21 protein-coding genes are annotated in these 21,023 nt (G+C 62.7%); 13 read left to right on the forward strand and 8 right to left on the reverse strand.

Annotated elements, in window-relative coordinates; all coding sequences use genetic code 11:
- Positions 1 to 19: 19 nt before the first annotated feature.
- Positions 20 to 466 (reverse strand): RNA polymerase-binding protein DksA, encoded by a 447-nt coding sequence (gene dksA, locus PSOLE_RS19490; RefSeq protein WP_004424336.1) that lies wholly within the window; start codon positions 464 to 466, stop codon positions 20 to 22.
- 258 nt (positions 467 to 724) lie between these two features.
- Here dksA and PSOLE_RS19495 point away from each other — a divergent pair, with 258 nt between their 5' ends.
- Complete coding sequence (locus PSOLE_RS19495) at positions 725 to 1,906, forward strand: pyridoxal phosphate-dependent aminotransferase (protein WP_074859685.1); 1,182 nt, start codon at positions 725 to 727, stop codon at positions 1,904 to 1,906.
- On the forward strand, positions 1,896 to 2,603 hold the full coding sequence (sfsA, locus tag PSOLE_RS19500; RefSeq protein WP_074859688.1) for a DNA/RNA nuclease SfsA: 708 nt from the start codon (positions 1,896 to 1,898) through the stop codon (positions 2,601 to 2,603). The genes PSOLE_RS19495 and sfsA overlap by 11 nt, the downstream gene beginning before the upstream one ends.
- 54 nt (positions 2,604 to 2,657) lie before the next feature.
- On the opposite strand, the gene PSOLE_RS19505 is transcribed toward sfsA, so the two are convergent.
- Both PSOLE_RS19505 and PSOLE_RS19510 read right to left on the reverse strand, forming a co-directional pair.
- The gene (locus tag PSOLE_RS19505; protein WP_004424327.1) at positions 2,658 to 2,975 is read right to left on the reverse strand and encodes a Rieske (2Fe-2S) protein; all 318 of its coding nucleotides are present in this window, start codon (positions 2,973 to 2,975) and stop codon (positions 2,658 to 2,660) included.
- Positions 2,976 to 3,112: 137 nt separating this feature from the next.
- Entirely contained in the window at positions 3,113 to 5,323 is a 2,211-nt protein-coding gene (locus PSOLE_RS19510; RefSeq protein ID WP_074859691.1) for a TonB-dependent hemoglobin/transferrin/lactoferrin family receptor, read from the reverse strand.
- Between the two features lie 192 nt (positions 5,324 to 5,515).
- On the opposite strand from PSOLE_RS19510, the gene PSOLE_RS19515 reads away from it, so the two are divergent.
- From PSOLE_RS19515 to PSOLE_RS19540, 6 genes are all read left to right on the forward strand, one after another.
- Positions 5,516 to 6,580: a hemin-degrading factor gene (locus PSOLE_RS19515; protein WP_074859694.1), complete on the forward strand. Its 1,065-nt coding sequence runs from the start codon at positions 5,516 to 5,518 to the stop codon at positions 6,578 to 6,580.
- Between the two features lie 55 nt (positions 6,581 to 6,635).
- Positions 6,636 to 7,532, forward strand: coding sequence for a heme/hemin ABC transporter substrate-binding protein (locus PSOLE_RS19520; RefSeq protein ID WP_074859698.1), 897 nt, complete (start codon positions 6,636 to 6,638; stop codon positions 7,530 to 7,532).
- A complete protein-coding gene (locus PSOLE_RS19525; protein ID WP_074859700.1) occupies positions 7,529 to 8,569 on the forward strand; it encodes a FecCD family ABC transporter permease in 1,041 nt (346 codons plus the stop codon). Before PSOLE_RS19520 ends, PSOLE_RS19525 begins: the two co-directional genes overlap by 4 nt.
- The gene (locus PSOLE_RS19530) at positions 8,569 to 9,336 is read left to right on the forward strand and encodes a heme ABC transporter ATP-binding protein (protein ID WP_074859703.1); all 768 of its coding nucleotides are present in this window, start codon (positions 8,569 to 8,571) and stop codon (positions 9,334 to 9,336) included. Before PSOLE_RS19525 ends, PSOLE_RS19530 begins: the two co-directional genes overlap by 1 nt.
- A 15-nt stretch (positions 9,337 to 9,351) precedes the next feature.
- Positions 9,352 to 10,236 carry a ChaN family lipoprotein gene (locus PSOLE_RS19535; RefSeq protein ID WP_074859704.1) on the forward strand — a complete coding sequence of 295 codons (885 nt, stop codon included), beginning with the start codon at positions 9,352 to 9,354 and terminating at the stop codon, positions 10,234 to 10,236.
- A 61-nt stretch (positions 10,237 to 10,297) separates the two neighbouring features.
- A complete protein-coding gene (locus tag PSOLE_RS19540) occupies positions 10,298 to 10,705 on the forward strand; it encodes a nuclear transport factor 2 family protein (RefSeq protein ID WP_017675300.1) in 408 nt (135 codons plus the stop codon).
- 295 nt (positions 10,706 to 11,000) lie between these two features.
- Here the strand turns inward: PSOLE_RS19540 and PSOLE_RS19545 are convergent, their stop codons facing one another.
- From PSOLE_RS19545 to PSOLE_RS19560, 4 genes are all read right to left on the reverse strand, one after another.
- Positions 11,001 to 11,798 carry a cyclic nucleotide-binding domain-containing protein gene (locus tag PSOLE_RS19545; RefSeq protein ID WP_074859709.1) on the reverse strand — a complete coding sequence of 266 codons (798 nt, stop codon included), beginning with the start codon at positions 11,796 to 11,798 and terminating at the stop codon, positions 11,001 to 11,003.
- A 105-nt stretch (positions 11,799 to 11,903) separates the two neighbouring features.
- Positions 11,904 to 12,176, reverse strand: coding sequence for a TfoX/Sxy family protein (locus PSOLE_RS19550; protein ID WP_017675298.1), 273 nt, complete (start codon positions 12,174 to 12,176; stop codon positions 11,904 to 11,906).
- A gap of 100 nt (positions 12,177 to 12,276) precedes the next feature.
- On the reverse strand, positions 12,277 to 12,621 hold the full coding sequence (locus tag PSOLE_RS19555) for a pentapeptide repeat-containing protein (protein ID WP_017675297.1): 345 nt from the start codon (positions 12,619 to 12,621) through the stop codon (positions 12,277 to 12,279).
- Positions 12,622 to 12,707: 86 nt separating this feature from the next.
- Positions 12,708 to 14,270 carry a bifunctional aminoglycoside phosphotransferase/ATP-binding protein gene (locus PSOLE_RS19560; RefSeq protein ID WP_074859712.1) on the reverse strand — a complete coding sequence of 521 codons (1,563 nt, stop codon included), beginning with the start codon at positions 14,268 to 14,270 and terminating at the stop codon, positions 12,708 to 12,710.
- 114 nt (positions 14,271 to 14,384) lie between these two features.
- Here PSOLE_RS19560 and mrcB point away from each other — a divergent pair, with 114 nt between their 5' ends.
- The 3 genes from mrcB to PSOLE_RS19575 all read left to right on the forward strand — a co-directional run bounded on the left by mrcB (position 14,385) and on the right by PSOLE_RS19575 (position 17,780).
- The gene (gene mrcB, locus PSOLE_RS19565) at positions 14,385 to 16,703 is read left to right on the forward strand and encodes a penicillin-binding protein 1B (protein WP_003462837.1); all 2,319 of its coding nucleotides are present in this window, start codon (positions 14,385 to 14,387) and stop codon (positions 16,701 to 16,703) included.
- A 67-nt stretch (positions 16,704 to 16,770) separates the two neighbouring features.
- The gene (locus PSOLE_RS19570) at positions 16,771 to 17,451 is read left to right on the forward strand and encodes a tetratricopeptide repeat protein (protein WP_003462836.1); all 681 of its coding nucleotides are present in this window, start codon (positions 16,771 to 16,773) and stop codon (positions 17,449 to 17,451) included.
- Entirely contained in the window at positions 17,451 to 17,780 is a 330-nt protein-coding gene (locus PSOLE_RS19575) for a YqcC family protein (protein ID WP_003462835.1), read from the forward strand. Before PSOLE_RS19570 ends, PSOLE_RS19575 begins: the two co-directional genes overlap by 1 nt.
- 18 nt (positions 17,781 to 17,798) lie before the next feature.
- Here PSOLE_RS19575 and PSOLE_RS19580 read toward each other — a convergent pair whose 3' ends face one another.
- Positions 17,799 to 18,233, reverse strand: a complete 435-nt coding sequence (locus PSOLE_RS19580) for a DUF4124 domain-containing protein (RefSeq protein WP_003462834.1) — start codon at positions 18,231 to 18,233, stop codon at positions 17,799 to 17,801.
- Positions 18,234 to 18,635: 402 nt separating this feature from the next.
- Between PSOLE_RS19580 and PSOLE_RS19585 the strand changes: the two genes are divergently transcribed.
- Both PSOLE_RS19585 and ilvN read left to right on the forward strand, forming a co-directional pair.
- Complete coding sequence (locus PSOLE_RS19585) at positions 18,636 to 20,360, forward strand: acetolactate synthase 3 large subunit (protein ID WP_003462833.1); 1,725 nt, start codon at positions 18,636 to 18,638, stop codon at positions 20,358 to 20,360.
- Between the two features lies 1 nt (position 20,361).
- Positions 20,362 to 20,853, forward strand: coding sequence for an acetolactate synthase small subunit (gene ilvN, locus PSOLE_RS19590; RefSeq protein ID WP_003462832.1), 492 nt, complete (start codon positions 20,362 to 20,364; stop codon positions 20,851 to 20,853).
- The last annotated feature ends 170 nt before the right edge of the window (positions 20,854 to 21,023 follow it).

Below are 21,023 nucleotides of genomic sequence, written 5' to 3' on the forward strand. Positions count from 1 at the left end.
TGAGCGCCCCGTCGACAGATCAGGAACCGACCTGTTTTTCCTTGATTTCCGCCAGCGTCTTGCAGTCGATGCACAGGGTCGCGGTCGGGCGGGCTTCGAGGCGGCGGATGCCGATTTCGACACCGCAGGAGTCGCACCAGCCGTAATCGTTGTCTTCGATCAGTTGCAGGGTCTCGTCGATCTTCTTGATCAGCTTGCGCTCGCGGTCACGGGCACGCAGTTCCAGGCTGAATTCTTCTTCCTGGCTGGCGCGGTCGGCCGGGTCAGGGAAATTGGCCGCTTCGTCCTGCATGTGGTGCACGGTGCGGTCGACTTCCTGCATCAGCTCCAGCTTCCACTTATTGAGGATGCTGGTGAAGTGAGCGCGCATCGGCTCGCTCATGTATTCCTCGCCCTTCTTTTCCTGATAGGGCTCGAAACCACGCATCAGCTGGCTGGTGCTTTGGGCTTTTTCTTTTGTGGGCATGGATGACGCCTCTCACTCTTTCAATTCCATCGCGCAGGTAAATCCGTTGCCAGGTGTTTGCCCGGCCCTGCGGCTGCAAGCGGGCGAACTTACCAGATCGAATCGGGGCGCGCTACTCCCGGTTGTCTCTGCCCTGCCCAGGCTGTGAGCGAAATCCTCACAGGGCTGAGCAACAAGCGTAGCGGTGCTTTTGTGCCCTTGCCGAGGCCCGAAGCCGCCCTGCTAGAATCCGCGCCTCGCAACCCTGAAGACAGAACCATGGCTCAGCTCTACAGTGCGCGCAGTCGCGCCATCGAACCCTTCCATGTGATGGCCTTGCTGGCGCGTGCCAACGAGTTGCAGGCAGCCGGTCACGATGTCATCCACCTGGAGATCGGCGAACCGGACTTCACCACGGCCGAGCCGATCATTCGCGCCGGTCAGGCCGCGCTGGCGGCCGGGTACACTCGTTACACCGCCGCGTGTGGCTTGCCGCAACTGCGCGAAGCCATTGCCGGCTTCTATGCCCAGCGTTACCGGCTGAGCATCGATCCGCAGCGTATTCTGGTTACACCGGGCGGCTCCGGCGCACTGCTGCTGGCCGCCAGCCTGTTGGTCGACCCGGGCAAGCACTGGTTGCTGGCCGACCCGGGCTACCCGTGCAATCGTCATTTTTTGCGCCTGGTCGAAGGCGCCGCGCAACTGGTGCCCGTCGGCCCGGACGTGCGTTACCAGCTGACTCCGCAACTGGTCGAGCGGCATTGGGACTCAGGCAGCGTCGGCGCCCTGGTCGCGTCGCCGGCCAACCCGACCGGCACCTTGCTGCACAAGGATGAGCTGGCGGCCCTGTCGACCTGCCTCAAGCAGCGTGGCGGTCATCTGGTGGTGGACGAGATCTACCACGGCCTGACCTACGGCTGCGATGCCCCGAGCGTGCTGGAAGTGGACGACGATGCCTTCGTCCTCAATAGTTTCTCCAAATATTTCGGTATGACCGGCTGGCGCCTGGGTTGGTTGGTGGCGCCTGAGGCGGCGGTGCCTGAGTTGGAGAAGCTGGCGCAGAATCTCTATATCAGTGCGCCGAGCATGGCCCAGCATGCCGCGCTGGCCTGCTTTGAACCGGCCACGCTGGCGATCTTCGAAGAGCGGCGTCATGAATTCCAGCGTCGCCGTGACTACCTGCTGCCGGCATTGCGTGAGCTGGGCTTCGGTATCGCCGCCACGCCTGAAGGCGCCTTCTATTTATATGCCGACATCAGCGCCTTTGGCGGCGACGCCTTCGCTTTCTGCCGGCACTTCATCGAAACCGAGCATGTGGCCTTCACCCCGGGTCTGGATTTCGGCCGTTACCAGGCTGGGCACCATGTGCGCTTCGCCTATACGCAGAACGTCGAGCGTCTGCAGCAGGCGGTCGAGCGTATCGCGCGCGGCCTGAAGAGCTGGAAGCCCGATGCGCTTTGATCCGCCGCTGGAAGAAGGGCGCCTGCTGCGCCGCTACAAACGCTTTCTCGCCGATATCGAGACCGCCAGCGGCGAGCAGATGACCATCCACTGCGCCAACACCGGCTCGATGCTCAACTGCATGAGCGAAGGCTGTCGGATCTGGTTCAGCCGCAGCAACGATCCAAAGCGCAAGCTGCCGGGCAGTTGGGAAATCAGCGAAACGCCGCAGGGGCGCCTGGCCTGCATCAACACCGCACGGGCCAACGCGCTGGTGGAAGAAGCGCTGCGTGCCGGGCTGATCAGCGAGCTGGCCGGCTTTACCGCGCTCAAGCGCGAGGTGGCTTACGGGGTAGAGAACAGCCGCGCCGATTTTCGTCTGGATTACCCGGATGGGCCGGCCTTTGTGGAGGTCAAGAGCGTGACGCTGGGCTTCGATGGCAGCGATGTGGCGGCCTTTCCCGATGCAGTGACGCAGCGCGGTGCCAAGCACCTGCGCGAGCTGGCGGCGCTGGCGCGTGCCGGAGTGCGCACGGTGCAGCTGTATTGCGTGAACCTCTCCGCTATCCGCGCCGTAAGGGCGGCAGAGGAGATCGACCCGGCATACGCGGCTGGATTGCGTGATGCCAAGGCTGCGGGTGTTGAGGTGCTGGCCTACGGCGCCGAGCTCAGCCCTGAAGGGATCACCCTGGTCCGCCGGCTGGATGTCCTTGCGTAGGGTGCGCCGTGCGCACCGGCTACTGCTTTGGGAGCGCCGTGCGCATAGCGCACCCTACGGCGCGATCCAGATTCCGCTCGCGTCTTCCTTGCACGGCAGCCTTTGCAGCGCCTGGCCCTCGCACGGGCCGGCCACGCATTCACCGCTCTCGATCAGAAACAGTGCGCCGTGAGTCGCACAGCGGATCAGGCTGCGGCTGTCATCGAGAAAATCGTCTGGCCGCCACTCCAGGGCGATGCCGCGATGTGGGCAGCGGTTGATATAGGCGTGAACCTGACCGTCCCTGCGTACTGCAAGCAGGTTCAACTGGTCGAGCACGAAGCCCCGGCTCTGACCCTCGGCCAGTTCCTGTGGGGCGCACAAGCGAATCATCGCGGTTTCCCGTTAGCGTGAAGGTCGACGACCTCGGATGACCTTCCTCCGGCAGTAAGAAGGTGGCGCATAGCGCCGCAAGACGGGCGGATTATCCCGTAAGAAGGAGGAGGGCGCATCCTTGCGCCAAGTGGAACTCAGAACTGCCAGGAGGCCGACACGCGGAAGGTGCGACCCGGCTCGCTGTAGTAGTCGACTGGTTGCGGGCTGGTGCGGCCGCCAATGCTGGGCACATTGAGGGCGTTCCAGTACTTCTTGTCGAACAGGTTGAACAGACCGGCCTGCAGTCGGACGCCATCCAGCGCTGCCGGTTGCCAGTAACCGGTGAGGTCGACCACGCCATAGCCGGGGGCCTTGAAGTCGCTGTCGTTCTCGACCTTGTCGCGACGGCGGGCGGCGGTCAGCATCAGGTCCGCACCATAGTGCTGCTGGGTGTAGCTGAGGCCGAGGGTGCCGGTCAGCGGGGCGACCGAATTCAGGTGCTGTTTGGTTTCGCGGTCCTTGCCTACGGCCCAGGCGACCGAGCTCCAGGCTTGCCAGGAGGGTGCGAACTGCCACTGTGCGGTGCCCTCGGCGCCGTAGATGCGCACCTTGTCGCGGTTCTCCATCACCTCGAAGAAGGTCGGGAATTCTCCGGCCTGGAAGCCATAGTCCTCTTCGTTGGCGGTGATGCTGTCGATGAAGTTCTTGTAACGGTTGTCGAACAGGCTGACGGAGCCGCCCAGATGCTTGTCGCCCAGGCGCGCGCCGACTTCGTGGCCGGTGCTTTCTTCGGGCTTGAGGTTGGGATTGCCGACGCGCGCGTAGCCCATGCCGGAGTTGGTGAAGGTGCTGTACAGCTCGTTGACGTCCGGTGCCTTGAAGCCCTGCGCCCACTGCGCGTAGAGGGTTGCCAGCTCGTGCGCCTGCCAGGTCAGCAGCAGGCTGCCGGACCACTTGGAGTCCTTGTTTTCGGTCAGCATCACACTGTCGCCGGCCAGCACGTAACCGCTGGTGCCGCTCTTGGGTTTGTACTCGTAGCGGTCATAGCGCACGCCCGGCGTCAGGGTCAGTGTGTCGCTGAGGGCGATATCGTCTTTCAGGTAGAGGCCATACAGATTGCCCGGCGTCTTCGGCATTTCGGCCTGATTGGTGTGCAGGTTGATGCAGGAAAAGTAGATGCCGGCGGGCGTGCTGTCCGGGCGCGGCGGGAAGGGCGGTACCAGTACGCTGGGGCAGGCATCGTAGCCGCCGCTGTACTGCTCGGCCTCGATGCGGCTCCACTCCGCACCCAGGGTCAGGTTGTGCTGCCCCAGTTGCTTGCCCAGGCTGCCGTTGATGCCGTATTGGGTTTTCTCTATCTCGTTGTTACGGCCGAACGGGCCGGCGAGGGTTCCGGCGCGAGTGGCGTCCACCTCGTCTTCGCGCCGCAGCTTCTGCCAGTAGACGATGGTGTCGGCCCAATCCAGCAGGCTGTCGCTGCTCTCGGCGCGGTACTGGTGGTCGAAGGACAAGCGCTTGCGCTCGTTGCTCTCGCGGGTTTCATAGTGCCGTGGATAGTTGGCGGTGCCCTGGTTGATGCGGCTGTCCATGTCTTCTGTGCGCTCGAACAGTTCGGCGGTCACACCGACGCGGTGCCCGCCGCCGAGCTTCTGCTGAACCTTGAGCAGCAGGCTGTGCTGATCGGTGTCACTGGGGTTGGCCTCGGTGCGCTGGCTGCCCAGAACGTCACGGTTGCCCTGGTTATCGAGCTCGTGCCCCTTGCGCCCGCCAGCCTGGAGCAACCAGGAAGTGTCGTTGAAACGACCGGCCAGCGCGGCATTGAGCCCCCAGCTGCGGTCGGCGCTGTCGTAGTCGTTCTTGATCATGCCGGCGAACTCGTCCTTGTCGCCCAGCAGATCGTCCGGGTTCAGTGTGCGCAATTGCAGCGCTCCGCCGAGGGCGCCTGAGCCAACCTGGCTGGAGTTGGCGCCGCGCACCACGTCGATGGAGGACAGCCCCTGGAAGTCGATGCTATTGAGGCCGCCGTTGACGTCGCGCACGGCGTCGTTCAGCCAGGGCATGCGAATACCATCGAGGGTGGTGAGCACGCGGTCGCGGTCCAGACCACGGATGTTGATGCTGTTGTTGCTGCGGTTGTAGTTCAGTCCCGGCTCGGCACGGCGCGACAGGTCATCGAAGCTGCGAATCTGTCGGCGTTCCAGCGTCTGGGCGTCGGTCTGGGTCGTGGTCGGCAGCGGTTGCTTGGCCGCCATTCCAGTGACCTCGACAGCGGGTAGCTCGGCCGGCGTTTCAGCCAGAGCCAGTGAAGGGCACAGCAACAGCAGCGCGAGCCAGGAGCGGCGAGCGAAGGGCGGGCGAACGTGCATGGTGATACTCCGGTGCATGCGTGGCAGCTCTGCGACTGCCTGGTTGGCGACGGCGCAAGACGTTAACCAGATTACTTATTTGATGCAAATAATTCTCAGGTAGATTATCGTTATCTCAAATTGCACTGCCGTGTCGGTACGCGCTCGTGTCGCCGACGGTGGTGATAACTGCCCGTGAGAGAGGAAATCCCGATGAGTACCGCAAATAACTTGGCAGCCCCGGCTGCCGGTCTTTACCAGGCCTGGCAAAGGCTGCGTGATGAGCAACCCCGTCTGCGCGCCCGCGAAGCAGCGGCGCAGCTAGGTGTCAGCGAGGCCGAGTTGACCGCTAGCCGCCTGGGCATCGACGCGCAGCGCCTGCGCCCGGATTGGGCCGCGCTGCTGCCGGCGCTTGGCGAACTCGGTCGGGTCATGGTGCTGACGCGTAACGAGCATTGCGTTCATGAGCGCAAGGGGCTGTACCGTGAAGTGAGCGTTGCCGCATCCGGGCAGATGGGCCTGGTGGTGTCTGCCGACATCGACCTGCGCCTGTTCCTCGGTGGTTGGGCCAGCGTGTTCGCCATCGCCGAGGAAACCGCCAAGGGCACCCAACGCAGCATCCAGGTGTTCGACCAGCAGGGCGTCGCCGTGCACAAGGTCTACCTAACCGAGCGCAGCGAGCTGGAAGCCTGGCAGCCGCTGGTCGAGCGTTTCGCCGGCGAGCAGAATGCCGAGCTGCAATTGCTGCCACCGCCAGCCGCACCAGCGCGCAAGGCCGATGCGGAGGTCGACAGCCAGGCGCTGCGTGAGGGCTGGGCGACACTGCAGGACACCCACCATTTCTTCGCCCTGCTGAAAAAGCATGAAGTCGCGCGCACCCAGGCGTTGCGCCTGGCGGGTGAGCAATGGGCGCAGCCGCTGGCGACCTCCGAGCTTACAGTGCTGATGGAGCAGGCCGCTGCCCGTGAAGTGCCGATCATGGTGTTCGTCGGTAACCGTCACTGCATTCAGATCCACACCGGCCCGGTGCACAACCTGCGCTGGATGGACAGCTGGTTCAACGTACTCGACCCCGACTTCAATCTGCACCTGCAGACCCGTGGTGTGGTCGAGCTGTGGCGCGTGCGCAAGCCCAGCGTCGATGGCGTGATCACCAGCCTGGAAGCCTTCGATGCCGACGACGAGCTGGTCGTCCAGCTGTTCGGCGCACGCAAGCCTGGCATGGCCGAGCGTGATGACTGGCGCGAGCTGGCCGAGTCACTGCCGGTGCTGGCCTGATCCGTGCCGGCTCCCAGTGGGGGCCGGTCGATGTCCCGTTCGAGGAGTTGAGACCATGCGTCTTGCCAATATTCTGGGCGGCCTGGCGGCTGTCCTGCTGTTTCCCAATCTGGCGCTTGCCGAGCCATTGCCGCAGCGCTGGGTGAGCTCCGGCGGTGCCCTGAGTGAGTGGGTGGTGTTGCTGGGCGGCGAGAGCAAACTGGTGGGTGTCGATACCACCAGTCGTCATCCGGCGTCGCTGACCAAGCTGCCCAGCGTCGGTTATCAACGGCAACTGGCTGCCGAGGGCATTCTCGCCCTGCGCCCGGACCTGCTGCTGGGCAGCGAGGAGATGGGGCCGCCACCGGTGCTCGAACAACTGGCTGCAGCCGGCGTGCGTATCGAGCGTCTGACGGCGCGCGCGGAGCTGGACAGTCTGCAGGCCAACCTGAAACGTCTGGGCCAGTTGCTCGGGGATGAAGCGGCAGCGCAACGCGCCTTCGCCGATTACCAGGCGCGTCTGCAGACTCAGCAGCAGTGGGTCGAGCAGGCCCAGCGCAGCCAGGAAGCGCCTGGTGTGTTGCTGCTGCTCGGGCACGCCGGTGGCAGCCCGTTGGTGGGCGGCGTCGATACGGCGGCCGACTGGCTGATCAGTCGCGCCGGTGGGCGCAACCTGGCCAGTCACAATGGCTACAAGGCGCTGTCCAGCGAAGCGCTGCTGGCGCTTGATCCGCAGGTCGTGGTGGTCGCTGATCGCGCTCTTGGAGGCGATGCCGCGAGGCAGGCCCTGCTGCAGCAGAACCCGGCCCTGGCCGGTACCCGCGCGGCGCGCGAGGGACGCTTGCTGGCGCTGGACCCGACCCTGCTGGTCGGCGGTCTTGGGCCGCGCGTGCCGGATGGGCTGGCGATGCTCGCCGCAGGCTTTTATCCTGCCAGCCCACCCCTGACTGCTGAAGCCAAGCGCGAGCCATGACCTCACCTTTTTCGACGCGCCCATTGTTCATCGCACTGGGCCTGCTGCTCGTGCTCGTGCTGTGGCTGTCGCTGGCGCTCGGCCCGGTCAGTCTGCCACTGGGCGACACTCTGCGTGCAGCACTGCGTCTGCTGGGCCTGCCTCTCACGGCGGATGCATCGCTACAGCAGGCCGAACTGATCATGGCGCAGATACGCATGCCGCGCACCTTGCTTGGGCTGACCGTGGGCATGGTGCTGGCGCTCTGTGGCGTGGCGATGCAGGGGCTGTTTCGCAATCCACTGGCTGACCCCGGTTTGGTGGGCGTTTCCAGCGGCGCTGCGCTGGGCGCCGCGGTGGCCATTGTCGGCGGCGCTGCGTTCGGTGGCTTACCCGAAGCCTTCGCGCCCTATCTGCTGTCGGCCTGTGCCTTCGTCGGTGGCTTGCTGGTCACGGCGTTGGTCTACCGTATGGGCCGACGTGACGGGCAGACCAATGTGGCAACCATGTTGCTGGCGGGCATCGCCCTGACCGCGCTCGCGGGGGCGGCCATCGGTCTGTTCACCTACCTGGCGGACGATGCGACCCTGCGCACCCTGACCTTCTGGAACCTGGGCAGTCTCAATGGCGCCAGCTACGCACGGCTCTGGCCGTTGTTGCTGGCAACGCTGGCCGTTGCGCTGTGGTTGCCGCGACGGGCACGAGCGCTGAATGCGCTGCTACTGGGCGAGTCGGAGGCGCGCCACCTCGGTTTTGATGTGGAGCGCCTCAAGCGCGAGCTGGTGTTCTGTACGGCATTGGGGGTCGGTGCTGCGGTGGCGGCCGCTGGCTTGATCGGTTTCATCGGCCTTGTGGTGCCGCATCTGATGCGCCTGCTGGTGGGCCCCGATCATCGCCTGTTGCTCCCAGCATCCGCGCTTGCCGGTGCGAGCCTGTTGCTGCTGGCCGACCTGGTCGCGCGCCTGGCGTTGGCGCCTGCGGAGTTGCCGATCGGCATCGTCACGGCGCTGATTGGTGCGCCGTTCTTTCTTTATCTGCTGGTGCGGGGGCGAAGCTGATGCTATGGGTTGAACAGCTGGAAGTCCGCCGCGGCCAGGGCGTGGTGCTCAGTGGCATCGATCTGCAGTTGCACCCCGGCGAAGTGCTGGGTGTGCTGGGGCCCAACGGTGCGGGCAAGAGCACTTTGCTGGCAGCGCTGAGCGGCGAGCTACCGGCCAGCGCCGGGCAGGTGACGCTGGATCAGCGTGCGCTCTATGACTGGGCCGGACCGGAGCGCGCCAGGCGCCTGGCCGTCCTGCCGCAGAGCTCCAGTCTGAATTTCGCCTTTCGTGTCGAGGAAGTTGTCGCCATGGGCCGCCTGCCCCATGACAGCGGGCGCGTGCGCGACGCGCAGGTCGTCCAGCAGGCGCTGCAGGCAGCCGATGCTGTTCACCTGGCTGGGCGCAGCTATTTGGCATTGTCTGGCGGCGAACGTCAGCGCGTGCACCTGGCACGGGTGCTGGCGCAGCTGTGGCCGGGCGGTGAGGGGCAGACCCTGCTGCTCGATGAACCGACCTCGATGCTCGATCCCTTGCATCAGCACACTTGTCTGCAAGCGGTTCGCCGTCTGGCAGAATCCGGCGTGGCGGTACTGGTGATTCTTCATGACCTCAACCTGGCTGCGCGCTACTGTGATCGCCTGTTGCTGCTGGAGCGGGGCAGGGCACATGCGCTGGGTTCGCCTGCCGAGGTCTTGCGTGCCGAACCGCTGCAGGCCGTATTCGGTTTGCAAGTGCTGGTGCAGACTCATCCCGAGCGCGGCCATCCCCTGATCATTGCGCGTTGACCTGTGGAGCACTCGATGCGAGTTCTGTTGCTGAGCTGTCTGATGCTGCTGGCCGCCTGCCATGGCCGCAATATGTTGCCGCCCCCGCAACCGCTTGCACCGCTGGGGCATGAGCATGCTGATCTGGGGCGTATCGTCGATCTGGCCACTGGGCAGAACATCAGCCCTGAGCAACTCCTGCGGCGTCTGGCATCGGCTCAGCGGGTGCTGGTTGGTGAGCAGCACGACAATCCCGATCATCACGCCCTGCAGCTTTGGCTGTTGCGCGAGCTATCCAGGCTGCGCCCGCAGGGCAGCGTGTTGATGGAGATGCTAAATCCTGATCAGCAGAACAAAGTCGATCAGGCCCGGACAGCCGCGCGCGCGGGGCAGGCGATTACCGATCCGTTCGATACCCTGGCCTGGCAACCTGGATGGGATTGGTCGCTTTACGGGCCGCTGGTGATGCATCAATTGCGTCAGCCCTACCCCCTGCTTGCGGCTAATCTGGATCGTGCCGAGATCATGCAGATCTATCGCCAGCGCCCGACGCTCGGGGGTGATCGCTCTGGTGCAGGCGAGGTGCAGGAGCGTTTGCTGGCGGATATCCGTGAGTCGCACTGCGGCCTGCTGCCGGACAGTCAGTTGCCGGCGATGCTTGCTGTGCAGCAGCAGCGCGACCGGCGCATGGCCGAGGCGCTGTTGGCTGCACCGCAGCCAAGCCTGCTGCTGGCTGGCGCCTTCCACGTGCGCAAGGACCTCGGCGTGCCGCTGCACCTGGACGATCTCGGTGCACACAACGGCAATGCGGTGCTGATACTGGCCGAGGTCGGCGGCTCGGTGGACGCTTCCATGGCCGATTACGTCTGGTTCACGGCAGCGCAGCCGGAGCAGGATCACTGCGCCAAACTGCGACCCTAGCCGCCTTTCGTGGGCTGCCTGCACGGTATCCTCGGCGCTTTGTCGATTCGGAGCCTGGCCTATGTCCACAGACGTTCGCGACCTGCTGCAAGGTTATTTCAACGCCCTCAATGATCGGGATATCCGCGCCTGTCTGGCACTGGTCAGCGACGAGCTGATTCTGCAGCCCAATCAGGGTTTCACCGAGCATGGGCGCGACGCCTTCGCGGCTTTTCTGGAGCGGCAGCTGCATTGCTATCGCGAGATGATCGAGTCGCTGGTGATCCTGGTCGAGCCACAAGGGCGACATGCAGCCTGCGAGTACCGCGTTATCGGCGAGTATCTGGCTACTGATGATGGCCTGCCGGAGGCCTGCGGGCAGCGTTACGAGATGCGCGTCGGCGCCTTCTTCGAGATCCAGCACGGGCTGATCACGCGCATCAGCCTGCATTTCAACCTGCCGGACTGGCTGGCACAGGTCGACGATTAGGGCCGGCCCAGCGCAGCTCGCCGGAAACTGCAGGACGCACTTTTGTCCAGGCAAAAAAAGACCCGGCAAGAGCCGGGTCAATAACCGTGATTAGCCTGATGAGGAGATAATCTGAAGAGTCCGACTGAATGGTCTCTTTAGCTTATCGGCTGATCTCGCGACCAGTTGAGTTAATAATAACAATTCTCATTATGTAGTCAACGCCTTTTGAGAATTTTTCTCAGAACGCTTTTGCCGAGCTCATAAATGCAAAAACCCGGCGCAGGGCCGGGGTTCGCTGATGTGGCATGGAGACTCAGGATTCCCCAGGTAAGCGCAACTGAGTGACTTCCTTGTTCAGCAGGTCGATGCGTCGGGCCATGCTTTCGATCAGACTGTGAGCGATGCGCGGGTTGCTTTGCATCAGGCTGAGGAATTGTTCCTTGGGAATCACCATCACCGTGCAAGGTTCGCTGGCGACAACCGTGGCGCTGCGCTTCTCGCGAGTGAATACCGCCATGGCGCCAAAGATTTCATCTTTCTGCACGTCGCCGACCTTTTGCCCGTCGACGTGGGCTTCGGCATGGCCTTCGATGATGATGAACACGTGGTCGGCTTTATCGCCCTGGTGAATCAGCTCCTCGCCGGCAGCGAAATGCTGGAAGCCAGTCGTCGGACGAATCTCCGGCTGTTTCAGACGTGCCAGTGCGTCGGACAGCAGGGCGGTATGGCCGATCAGATATTGAATGAATTGTTCCTGGCGCTGCTCGCTGGCATAGATGTGCTGGAACGTTTCGCTGCGCGAGTAGGGAATCAGGCTGATCGGTTCTTCGCTGCTGTAGCGGCAGGAGGGGAGGTCGATGCCCTGGCGCAGGCCGACCAGATCGCCCTCTTGCAGATAGAACAATGGGCGCTCATCGACCAGCGCATGCAACAGGCCGTTCTCGATGATGAATAGCTGGTTGCCAGGCAGTACCTGAGCCAGATCATTGACACGCTCCAGACGCAGTGGCTCACCCGCGGGTTGCAGCCCTTCCAGCAGCTGAGTGGGGATACTCTGCAGGCGATTGATCAACTGATCGGCGTAGGCCGGTTGCTCCCCGAGTAAATACATAACCATAATTCCTTGAACTGGCTGGACTGGCTGACCACACGAAGGTCCCTGAAACAATAGGCTGTGCGGCTCTTCGAGTAAATCACCTTGCACTGGTCTTGTGAGCTAGCTCTTGTTGTGGCTCTGGGCTTCGTCCAGCTTGCCGTTCAGTTCGGCTTTGTGCGCGGGGGGGAGCTCACTCCAATGCACATTGAGCAGCGCGCCCTCGATGGCGTAAAGCAGCACCTTGGATGCACGAAAACCGCGCGCTCTGACCGCGCGATAGGCTCCGACAGCGCCGTAGCGACGCAGGTCGTTGGCGCTGTGAATCCCTACGGCGTGCAGCCACTGCGCCGAGGTCTTGCCCAGGTTCTTCAAGTGTTGCAGTTCGTCGTTCATCGGGCCTCCATGCGTGCGGGGGAAAGGTTCACGTTGGCGTGCCTGCCGGAAAGTGTAGCGGCCAATGGCCTGAGTGCTTCGCGTCGTCGCTCGAAGTGCGCTACTTGGTGCGATAGCGCAGGCGGGTGCCGAAGTTGACCGACATGAGAATCTCGTCGGCGGTCAGTTCGGCTGGAAAGTAGGCGCCAGAAATCTGCGCGTGGGCCAGGCTGGCCCCTTCGATCTGGGCATTGCGGAAGTCCAGGCCGCGCAGGTCTGCCCCGCGGAAATACGCGTCGTTGAAATTGACGGCGTCGGTGTCCATGTTGCGCAGGTCGAGTCCGCGAAAGTCGCCACCGGACAGATCGACCTCCACGCCTTTTGGCTTCTGCGCATTGAAGCCTTTCACATCGTCGTTGTGCAGCAGGTGGTAGAGCGGATGATCAAGCTGGCGTGGCTGACTCATGGCGGATACCGGTGATGGTCTCACCGGGAGTATAGAAGGCCTGCCGGGGTTTGCCCGGCAGGTGCTGGTCAGCGGTAGGCCGTGGCTCAGATTCCAGGCAGGCGCTGGCGAATGCGCTCGACCAGGCTGTCCAGGCTTGCGCTGTCATGTGTATCGACACGCTTGCTGTGGCTCTGCTCCTCATCGTCGAGCGGCTCGCGGCTGGTTTGTTGGGCCTGAATCACTTCCAGCGTCGCATCGGACGGGTCCTGGCCCTCGCTGCGGCGCTGCTCCAGCCAGCTGGCGATCACGGCTTGCGGCGCTTGGCAGTCGAGAATCAGGAAGGGCACGCCGGTTTCTTCGGCGACTTCGCTGGCGGCCTGGCGTTGCGCTGCCTTGAGATAGGTTGCGTCGATCACCACGGGGAAGCCTGCCAGTAGTGTCTGATGCGCCAGCTGATGCAGGCGCTGGTAGGTCGCCTGGCTGGCGTCAGTGCTGTAGATGCCGGCGGCCAGCTGATCCTTGGCTTCGGCGCTCTGCTCGCCGAACAGGCGCTTGCGCTCGATGTCGGAGCGCAGGCGGATGGTGCCCAGTGCTTCGACCAGGCGCATGGCCACGTGGCTCTTGCCGACTGCCGAGACGCCATGGGTGATGGCCAGGAAGGGCGATGGAATGGCGCTATAGCTTTCCGCCAGTGCGGCATAAGCGCGGTACTGGCGCAGGATCACCGCCCGTTGTACCGAACTCTCTTCTTGTCCCAGGCGAAACAGCGCGACCTTGCCGCGCACCATGGCGCGGTAGGCCTTGTAGAAGTTCAGCAGTTGCAGGGCTGCATAATCACCAGTGCGCTCCAGCCAGCCGCTGATAAAGCGGCGTGCCAGGCATTTGAGGCCACGGTCTTCGAGGTCCATGGCCAGGAATGCGATATCGGCGGTGACGTCGGTAAAGCGGAAGGGTTCGTTAAACTCGATGCAGTCGAACAGCACCACTCGCCCGTCAATCTTGGCGGCGTTGCCCAGGTGAATATCACCGTGGCATTCGCGGATGAAACCCTGAGCCTTGCGTTCGCTCAACAGTGGTTGCAGGCGTTCGTAGCTGGACTGGGCCCAGGCCTCGAGGGCATCGAGTTGCTGCAGGTCTGCCTGCTCGTTGAGCATCGGGCGAATCTGGTCGAAATTCTGCTGCACCGGAACCATTACCGCTTCTGCGCTACCCAGCGGATGTTCCTGCGGCACCTTCGGTGCGTTCAGATGAAAGGTGGCAATCTGCTCGGCCAGGGCGTCGATATGGGCTTCGTTCAGTTCGCCACGTGCCTGGATGGCGCTGAGCAGTTGCTCCTGCGGGAACTGGCGCATTTTCAGCGCGTATTCGATGGCGGGCGTGCTGCCGTCGAGACTGGGCGCGTCTTCACTACCGCCGATCGGCAACACGTCAAGATACAGATCTTGGGCCAGGCGCTGGTTGAGGCGCAGCTCTTCTTCGCAGAAATGACGGCGTGCATCGAGCTCGGTGAAGTCGAGAAACCCGAAATTAACCGGTTTTTTGATCTTGTAGGCGTAGGGGCCAGTGAGCAAAACCCAGGAAATGTGGGTCTCAATGACCTGAAACCCATCCACAGGATACGGATACAGGGCCGGGTTCTGCAATGCGGCAATCAGGGCTTGGCTCACGTTCGATCCTTGTTCTAGACGCTGTTCGAGCTGGGCATTATGGCCGCTGTGAGCTGCTCTGCAAACCATCCAGGCGGCCTGCTGGCCCCTATGTAAAGTGCGTATAATCCCGCCATGACTCGAAAACGCTCCCCCCGCTCAAACAAAAAATCCCGCTCGTCCGGTATGCGTCCCTGGTTTGCCTGGGGCCTCAAGCTCGGTCTGGTTGGTCTGGTGATCCTTGCCGGCTTTGCCGTTTATCTCGATGCCGTGGTGCAGGAAAAGTTTTCCGGCAAGCGCTGGACGGTGCCCGCGAAGGTCTACGCCAGGCCGCTCGAACTTTTCGTCGGGCAGAAGCTGGCCAAGGACGATTTCCTGCGTGAGCTCGATGCGCTGGGCTACCGCCGCGAGAGCACGGTCAACGGGCCGGGCGCAGTGTCGGTGGCCGGTAACAACATCGAACTGCACAGTCGCGGCTTTCAGTTCTATGAAGGTGCCGAACCGTCACAGAAGGTGCGCGTGCGCTTCTCTGGCGATTACGTCGCCGGTCTGACCCAGGCCAATGGCGGCAACCTGGCGGTAGCCCGACTCGAGCCGATGCTGATTGGCGGGCTTTACCCGGCGCATCAGGAAGATCGCATCCTGATCAAGCTGGATCAGGTGCCGGCCTATCTGATCGATGCGCTGGTGGCGGTCGAGGATCGCGACTACTTCGATCACTTCGGCGTGTCACCCAAGGGTATCGCCCGTGCACTGTGGATCAACGCAACGTCCGGGCGCCTGGTGCAGGGCGGCAGTACCCTGACTCAGCAGTTGGTGAAGAACTTCTATCTGACCAACGAGCGCACCCTGGTGCGTAAAGCCACCGAAGCGATGATGGCGGTGCTGCTCGAGTTGCACTACGACAAGCGCGAGATTCTCGAGGCCTATATGAACGAGGTGTTCCTCGGTCAGGACGGTCAACGCGCGGTGCATGGCTTCGGTCTGGCCAGCCAGTATTTTTTCAGTCAGCCGGTTTCCGAGCTGAAGCTGGAGCAGGTCGCGCTGCTGGTGGGCATGGTCAAAGGCCCCACCTACTTCAACCCGCGGCGCAATCCCGAGCGTGCGCTGGCGCGTCGCAACCTGGTGCTCGATCTGCTTGCCGAACAAGGCTCGATCACCCCCGAGGAAGCCGCAGCAGCCAAACAGAAACCGCTCGGCGTGAGCTCGCGCGGCAGCATGGCTGACAGCTCGTTCCCGGCTTTCATCGATCTGGTCAAGCGTCAGCTGCGTGAAGATTATCGTGAGCAGGATCTGACCGAAGAAGGCCTGCGCATCTTCACCAGCTTCGATCCGATCCTGCAGCTCAAGGCCGAAGAGGCGCTGGCCGAGACGCTCAAGCGCCTGGCCGGACGCAAAGGCGTGGATGAAGTGCAGGCCGGTATGGTCGTGACCAACCCCGAGACCGGGGAAATTCAGGCATTGATTGGCAGCCGTCAGCCGCGGTTTGCCGGTTTCAATCGGGCGCTGGATGCCGTGCGGCCGATTGGTTCGCTGATCAAACCGGCTATTTATCTGTCTGCGTTGGAACGTCCGAGTCAGTACACCCTGACCAGTTGGCTGGAGGACGAAGCGTTTTCCATCAAGGGCCAGGATGGCCAGGTCTGGACGCCGCAGAATTACGACCGCAAGGCTCATGGCACCATCTACCTGTATCAGGGGCTGGCGCAGTCCTACAATCTGTCCACGGCCAAGCTCGGCCTGGAGATCGGCGTGCCCAACGTGCTCAAGACGCTCGAGCGATTGGGCGTCGAGCGTAAGTGGCCGGCTTATCCGTCGATGCTGCTCGGTGCTGGGGCACTGACGCCGATGGAAGTGGCGGGCATGTACCAGACCCTGGCCAACGGTGGCTTCAATACGCCGTTGCGCGGCATTCGCAGCGTGCTGACTGCCGATGGCGAGCCGCTCGGTCGTTATCCATTCCAGATCCAGCAGCGCTTCGATCCAGGCGCCATCTATCTGGTGCAAAACGCCATGCAGCGGACCATGCGTGAAGGTACTGGGCGCTCGGTTTACAACCAACTGCCCAGCTCGCTGAATCTGGCGGGCAAGACCGGGACCAGTAACGACTCGCGTGACAGCTGGTTCGCGGGCTTCAGTCAGGATCTGCTGGCGGTGGTGTGGCTGGGGCGCGACGATAACGGCCCGACCCCGCTGACTGGCGCGACCGGGGCGTTGCAGGTCTGGACCAGCTTCATGCGCAAGGCGGACCCACTGCCACTGGACATGCCGATGCCGGACAACGTCACCCTGGCCTGGGTGGATCGTCAGACTGGTCTGGGTTCGGCTTCGGGCTGCCCGAATGCGGTACAGATGCCTTATATTCGCGGCAGCGAACCTGCCCCGGGCTCCGCGTGCGGTATCCAGGCGCCGGTTGAGTCCGTGATGGACTGGGTCAAGGGTTGGTTGGAATGACGGCCGGGTGGCGCATCCCGGTGTTACCTGAAGAGGATTGGATGTGAACAAGAAGTGGCTTGCCACGATGCTGGCAACGGCAGCTCTCAGTGGTTGCAGTACCGTACCGCAGGGCTCGATTCCGGTGATCGACGCCGGCGCTCCGCTGTCGTCGGGCGGTTCTGGCGCTGTGTCCAGCGCGAGCCCTGCAGCGGCACCACAGCGTATCGAGGAAGACTCCGGGGTGGTGGTGATGGTGCCGCAGGGTGCGGTCTCTACCCCTTTGCAGACCGATGTGCAGCCGATTACTTCGAGTGGCGGCCTGACGTTCGATCCGCCCGTCAGCAGCCAGCCTGCCGTACCCAGTCAGGGTAGCTTCGGTGCGTCTGCACCGAGCATGCCCAGCGGTATCCCCAGTGGCGGCGGCCTGGCTGCCGATGAGCAACTGGACGGTCCGGTGCTGGCTCTGCTGACCACTGCCCAGCAGTTGCAGGGCGGTGGCGATCTCAATGGTGCGGCCTCCAGCCTCGAACGCGCCCAGCGCATCGCCCCGCGTGAGCCGCAGGTGCTCTACCGTCTTGCCGAGGTACGTATGGCCCAGGGCGATGCAGCGCAGGCCGAGCAACTGGCCCGTCGTGGTCTGACTCAAGCCAGTGGTCGTCCGGCGCTGCAGGCCAGCCTGTGGGATCTGATTGCCCGCGCCCGCGAGCGCCAGGGTGATCCTGCTGGTGCTGCCCAGGCCCGTGAACGCGCACGAGTCAATCTCTGATGGATGCTCGTGCAAGCGCACTGGCCGAACACCTGCTGCTGATCGAGTGTGAGTTACGTGCACAGGGTTGGTGGCAGGAGGAGGCGCCGAGCGCCGAGGCCCTGGCCAGCCCGGAGCCGTTCTGTGTCGATACGCTGGCGTTCGAGCAATGGCTGCAGTGGATTTTTCTACCGCGTATGAAGGTTCTGCTGGAAACCGGCGTAGCACTGCCCTCGGTATCGGGCATTCAGGCGATGGCAGAGATGGTCTATCAGCAGCAGCCGAGCGTTGCGCGTCGGCTGGTCGAGCTGCTGGGCGAATTTGATCGCCTGCTTACGCGCACGCCCTGAGGGTATGCGCGTAGTCCATTACTTGCAGTTTTCTGCGATGGACTTCTTCAGTTCGGTGATGCGTTCCTGGCGCTCGTTCTCGTCGATGCGGCGAACCTCGCCACCATCCTCGATGCGCAGGCGAGGATTGTTCTCAAGCTGAGCCAGGTTGGTGCGAGCTGTCTCGCAGTACTGCTTACGCTCGGCTTCCTGCTTCGCCACATCTTCCTTGACCTTCTTGTCGATGGCAGCCTGCTCGGGGTCGAGCTGTTCATCGAAACTGGGTGCCGGCTCACTGGGTGCCGGTCGGGGAGGTGGTGCTGCAGTATTGATGGTCGTGGCCTGTTGGCCCTGCGGAGGTTGCGCGCCGAAGTGGGTCACGCCCTTGTCATCTACCCACTTGTACACCTGGCTGGCCATGGCGGATGTGCTCAAAGCGAGCATCAAGGTGCCAGTAAGAATCATGTGGCGCATGCTGTTTCCTTTATCGAGAGCGGCGGTGCTGATGGTTACTATAACCAAAAGCCGGCTATCTTCATCCTGCGATGCGTCACAGCAGCAGGTTGAATAATAGGTTAGCCATCTCTTGACTTGCCTTCGCCGAACCCGAACAATCCATCCTTCCCCCGTAGTGGCGTCCGCCGCAAGCGTCCTCCAGCTCGGGGAAAAGAGGCGCTACCCGCGCCGAACCGTGACACCCGCAACGCGTTACCTCGCGCTGGGAGGGTCGGCCCCGCAAGACCATGGGCTGCTCCGTTACTCGTCAAGCTGATGTTCCGAATCCACGATCACCGTCGTGCGTGTCCGCTGACAGTAAGACCTACCTTAGGGCTACCCGTTGACGGGTGGCATACTGGCGTTCAAGAGGTGAACAACGTGGAGCTTTTATCCGGCGCTGAAATGGTCGTCCGCTTCCTGCGTGACGAAGGCGTTAAGCATATCTATGGGTACCCTGGTGGTGCTCTCCTGCATATTTACGATGCCCTGTTCAAAGAACCGGAAGTGACCCACATCCTGGTTCGTCACGAACAGGCAGCGACCCATATGGCTGACGGCTATGCCCGCGCCACCGGCAAGGCCGGTGTGGTGCTGGTGACCTCTGGCCCTGGCGCGACCAATGCCATCACCGGTATTGCGACTGCCTACATGGATTCCATTCCGATGGTGGTGATCTCCGGCCAGGTGCCGAGCGCCATGGTCGGCACCGATGCCTTCCAGGAAACCGACATGGTCGGTATTTCCCGCCCGATCGTGAAGCACAGCTTCATCATCAAGCACCCGTCGGAAATCCCCGAGGTGCTGAAGAAGGCGTTCTATCTCGCCGAGTCCGGTCGTCCCGGTCCGGTCGTGGTCGACATTCCGAAAGACATGGGCGATCCGACCCAGAAGTTCGAATACGTCTATCCGAAGAAGGTCAAGCTGCGCTCCTACAGCCCGGCGGTACGCGGTCACTCCGGCCAGATCCGCAAGGCGGCTGAGATGCTTCTGGCCGCCAAGCGTCCGGTCATGTACTCCGGCGGTGGCGTGATCATGGGCGGTGCCTCTGCGCCGCTGACCGAGCTGGCGCAGATGCTCAACCTGCCGGTGACCAACACCCTGATGGGCCTCGGTGGCTATCCGGGTACCGACCGCCAGTTCATCGGCATGCTCGGCATGCACGGCAGCTACACCGCCAACCTGACCATGCACCATGCTGACGTGATTCTGGCGGTCGGTGCGCGCTTCGATGACCGCGTGATCAACGGTGCGGCCAAGTTCTGCCCCAACGCCAAGATCATTCACATCGACATCGATCCGGCTTCGATCTCCAAGACCATCAAGGCTGACATCCCGATCGTCGGTCCGGTGGACAGCGTGCTGACCGAGATGGTCGCCATCCTCAAGGAAATCGGTGAGACCCCGAACAAGGACACCGTCGCCAGTTGGTGGAAGCAGATCGATGAGTGGCGTGGCAATGGTCGCCTGTTCCCCTACAACGAGGGTGACGGTTCGATCATCAAGCCGCAGACCGTGATCGAAACCCTGTGCGACGTGACCAAGGGCGATGCTTTCATCACCTCCGATGTGGGTCAGCACCAGATGTTCGCGGCGCAGTACTACCGCTTCAACAAGCCCAATCGCTGGATCAACTCCGGCGGCCTGGGCACCATGGGCTTCGGTTTCCCGGCCGCAATGGGCATCAAGCTGAACTTCCCGGAAGCCGATGTGGCATGCGTCACCGGTGAGGGCAGCATCCAGATGAACATCCAGGAGCTATCGACCTGCCTGCAGTACGACCTGCCGGTGAAGATCGTCAACCTGAACAACGGCACCCTCGGCATGGTCCGGCAATGGCAGGACATGCAGTACAACAGCCGTTATTCGCACTCCTACATGGAGTCGCTGCCGGACTTCGTCAAACTGGCCGAGGCTTATGGCCATGTCGGTATGCGCATCACGTCGCTGAAGGACCTCAAGCCCAAGCTGGAGGAAGCCTTTGCCTTGAAGAATCGCCTGGTGTTCCTCGACATCGCGGTGGATTCCAGCGAGCACGTCTATCCGATGCAGATCAGAGACGGTGCGATGCGTGACATGTGGCTGAGCAAGACGGAGCGGACCTAAGATGCGACACATCATTTCCCTGCTGCTGGAAAACGAGCCGGGCGCCCTGTCGCGCGTGGTTGGTCTGTTCTCCCAGCGTAACTACAACATCGAAAGCCTCACCGTTGCGCCAACCGAGGATCCGACGCTGTCGCGCCTGACCCTCACCACCGTTGGACAGGATGAGGTGATCGAGCAGATCACCAAGAACCTCAACAAGCTGGTCGAGGTAGTCAAGCTGGTCAACCTGTCGGAAAGCGCCCATATCGAGCGCGAGCTGATGCTGGTCAAGATCAAGGCCACTGGCGCTCAGCGTGCCGAGGTCAAGCGTACTACCGACATCTTCCGCGGCCAGATCGTGGATGTGACCAGCAGCGTCTACACCGTGCAGTTGACCGGTACCAGCGACAAGCTGGATAGCTTTATCCAGGCCGTCGGTACTGCATCGATCTTGGAAACTGTACGCAGTGGTGTCACAGGTATCGCGCGTGGCGACAAGGTACTGAGTATCTGACCGTTGTGCTAAATAAAGCCCCGCCTGGTGCGGGGCTTTTTATTGGGTGCGCCAGGCATGGCGCGTAGCGCCGTGACTGGCGCTGTTCGGTTCACTGTGGTGGTGAACCGGACGACTTGGAGGTGAAAGTCCTCTGCACGCCCGGCAAGGGGAAGTGCTAGCGGAAGGCA

This window comes from Pseudomonas oleovorans subsp. oleovorans, assembly GCF_002197815.1.
Taxonomy (GTDB): Bacteria; Pseudomonadota; Gammaproteobacteria; order Pseudomonadales; family Pseudomonadaceae; genus Aquipseudomonas; species Aquipseudomonas oleovorans.

Bases quoted from the DNA above. Each gene is read 5' to 3' on its own strand.
- dksA (WP_004424336.1), bottom strand. From the start codon at position 466: ATGCCCACAAAAGAAAAAGCCCAAAGCACCAGCCAGCTGATGCGTGGT.
- PSOLE_RS19495 (WP_074859685.1), top strand. From the start codon at position 725: ATGGCTCAGCTCTACAGTGCGCGCAGTCGCGCCATCGAACCCTTCCAT.
- sfsA (WP_074859688.1), top strand. From the start codon at position 1,896: ATGCGCTTTGATCCGCCGCTGGAAGAAGGGCGCCTGCTGCGCCGCTAC.
- PSOLE_RS19505 (WP_004424327.1), bottom strand. From the start codon at position 2,975: ATGATTCGCTTGTGCGCCCCACAGGAACTGGCCGAGGGTCAGAGCCGG.
- PSOLE_RS19510 (WP_074859691.1), bottom strand. From the start codon at position 5,323: ATGCACGTTCGCCCGCCCTTCGCTCGCCGCTCCTGGCTCGCGCTGCTG.
- PSOLE_RS19515 (WP_074859694.1), top strand. From the start codon at position 5,516: ATGAGTACCGCAAATAACTTGGCAGCCCCGGCTGCCGGTCTTTACCAG.
- PSOLE_RS19520 (WP_074859698.1), top strand. From the start codon at position 6,636: ATGCGTCTTGCCAATATTCTGGGCGGCCTGGCGGCTGTCCTGCTGTTT.
- PSOLE_RS19525 (WP_074859700.1), top strand. From the start codon at position 7,529: ATGACCTCACCTTTTTCGACGCGCCCATTGTTCATCGCACTGGGCCTG.
- PSOLE_RS19530 (WP_074859703.1), top strand. From the start codon at position 8,569: ATGCTATGGGTTGAACAGCTGGAAGTCCGCCGCGGCCAGGGCGTGGTG.
- PSOLE_RS19535 (WP_074859704.1), top strand. From the start codon at position 9,352: ATGCGAGTTCTGTTGCTGAGCTGTCTGATGCTGCTGGCCGCCTGCCAT.
- PSOLE_RS19540 (WP_017675300.1), top strand. From the start codon at position 10,298: ATGTCCACAGACGTTCGCGACCTGCTGCAAGGTTATTTCAACGCCCTC.
- PSOLE_RS19545 (WP_074859709.1), bottom strand. From the start codon at position 11,798: ATGTATTTACTCGGGGAGCAACCGGCCTACGCCGATCAGTTGATCAAT.
- PSOLE_RS19550 (WP_017675298.1), bottom strand. From the start codon at position 12,176: ATGAACGACGAACTGCAACACTTGAAGAACCTGGGCAAGACCTCGGCG.
- PSOLE_RS19555 (WP_017675297.1), bottom strand. From the start codon at position 12,621: ATGAGTCAGCCACGCCAGCTTGATCATCCGCTCTACCACCTGCTGCAC.
- mrcB (WP_003462837.1), top strand. From the start codon at position 14,385: ATGACTCGAAAACGCTCCCCCCGCTCAAACAAAAAATCCCGCTCGTCC.
- PSOLE_RS19570 (WP_003462836.1), top strand. From the start codon at position 16,771: ATGCTGGCAACGGCAGCTCTCAGTGGTTGCAGTACCGTACCGCAGGGC.
- PSOLE_RS19575 (WP_003462835.1), top strand. From the start codon at position 17,451: ATGGATGCTCGTGCAAGCGCACTGGCCGAACACCTGCTGCTGATCGAG.
- PSOLE_RS19580 (WP_003462834.1), bottom strand. From the start codon at position 18,233: ATGCGCCACATGATTCTTACTGGCACCTTGATGCTCGCTTTGAGCACA.
- ilvN (WP_003462832.1), top strand. From the start codon at position 20,362: ATGCGACACATCATTTCCCTGCTGCTGGAAAACGAGCCGGGCGCCCTG.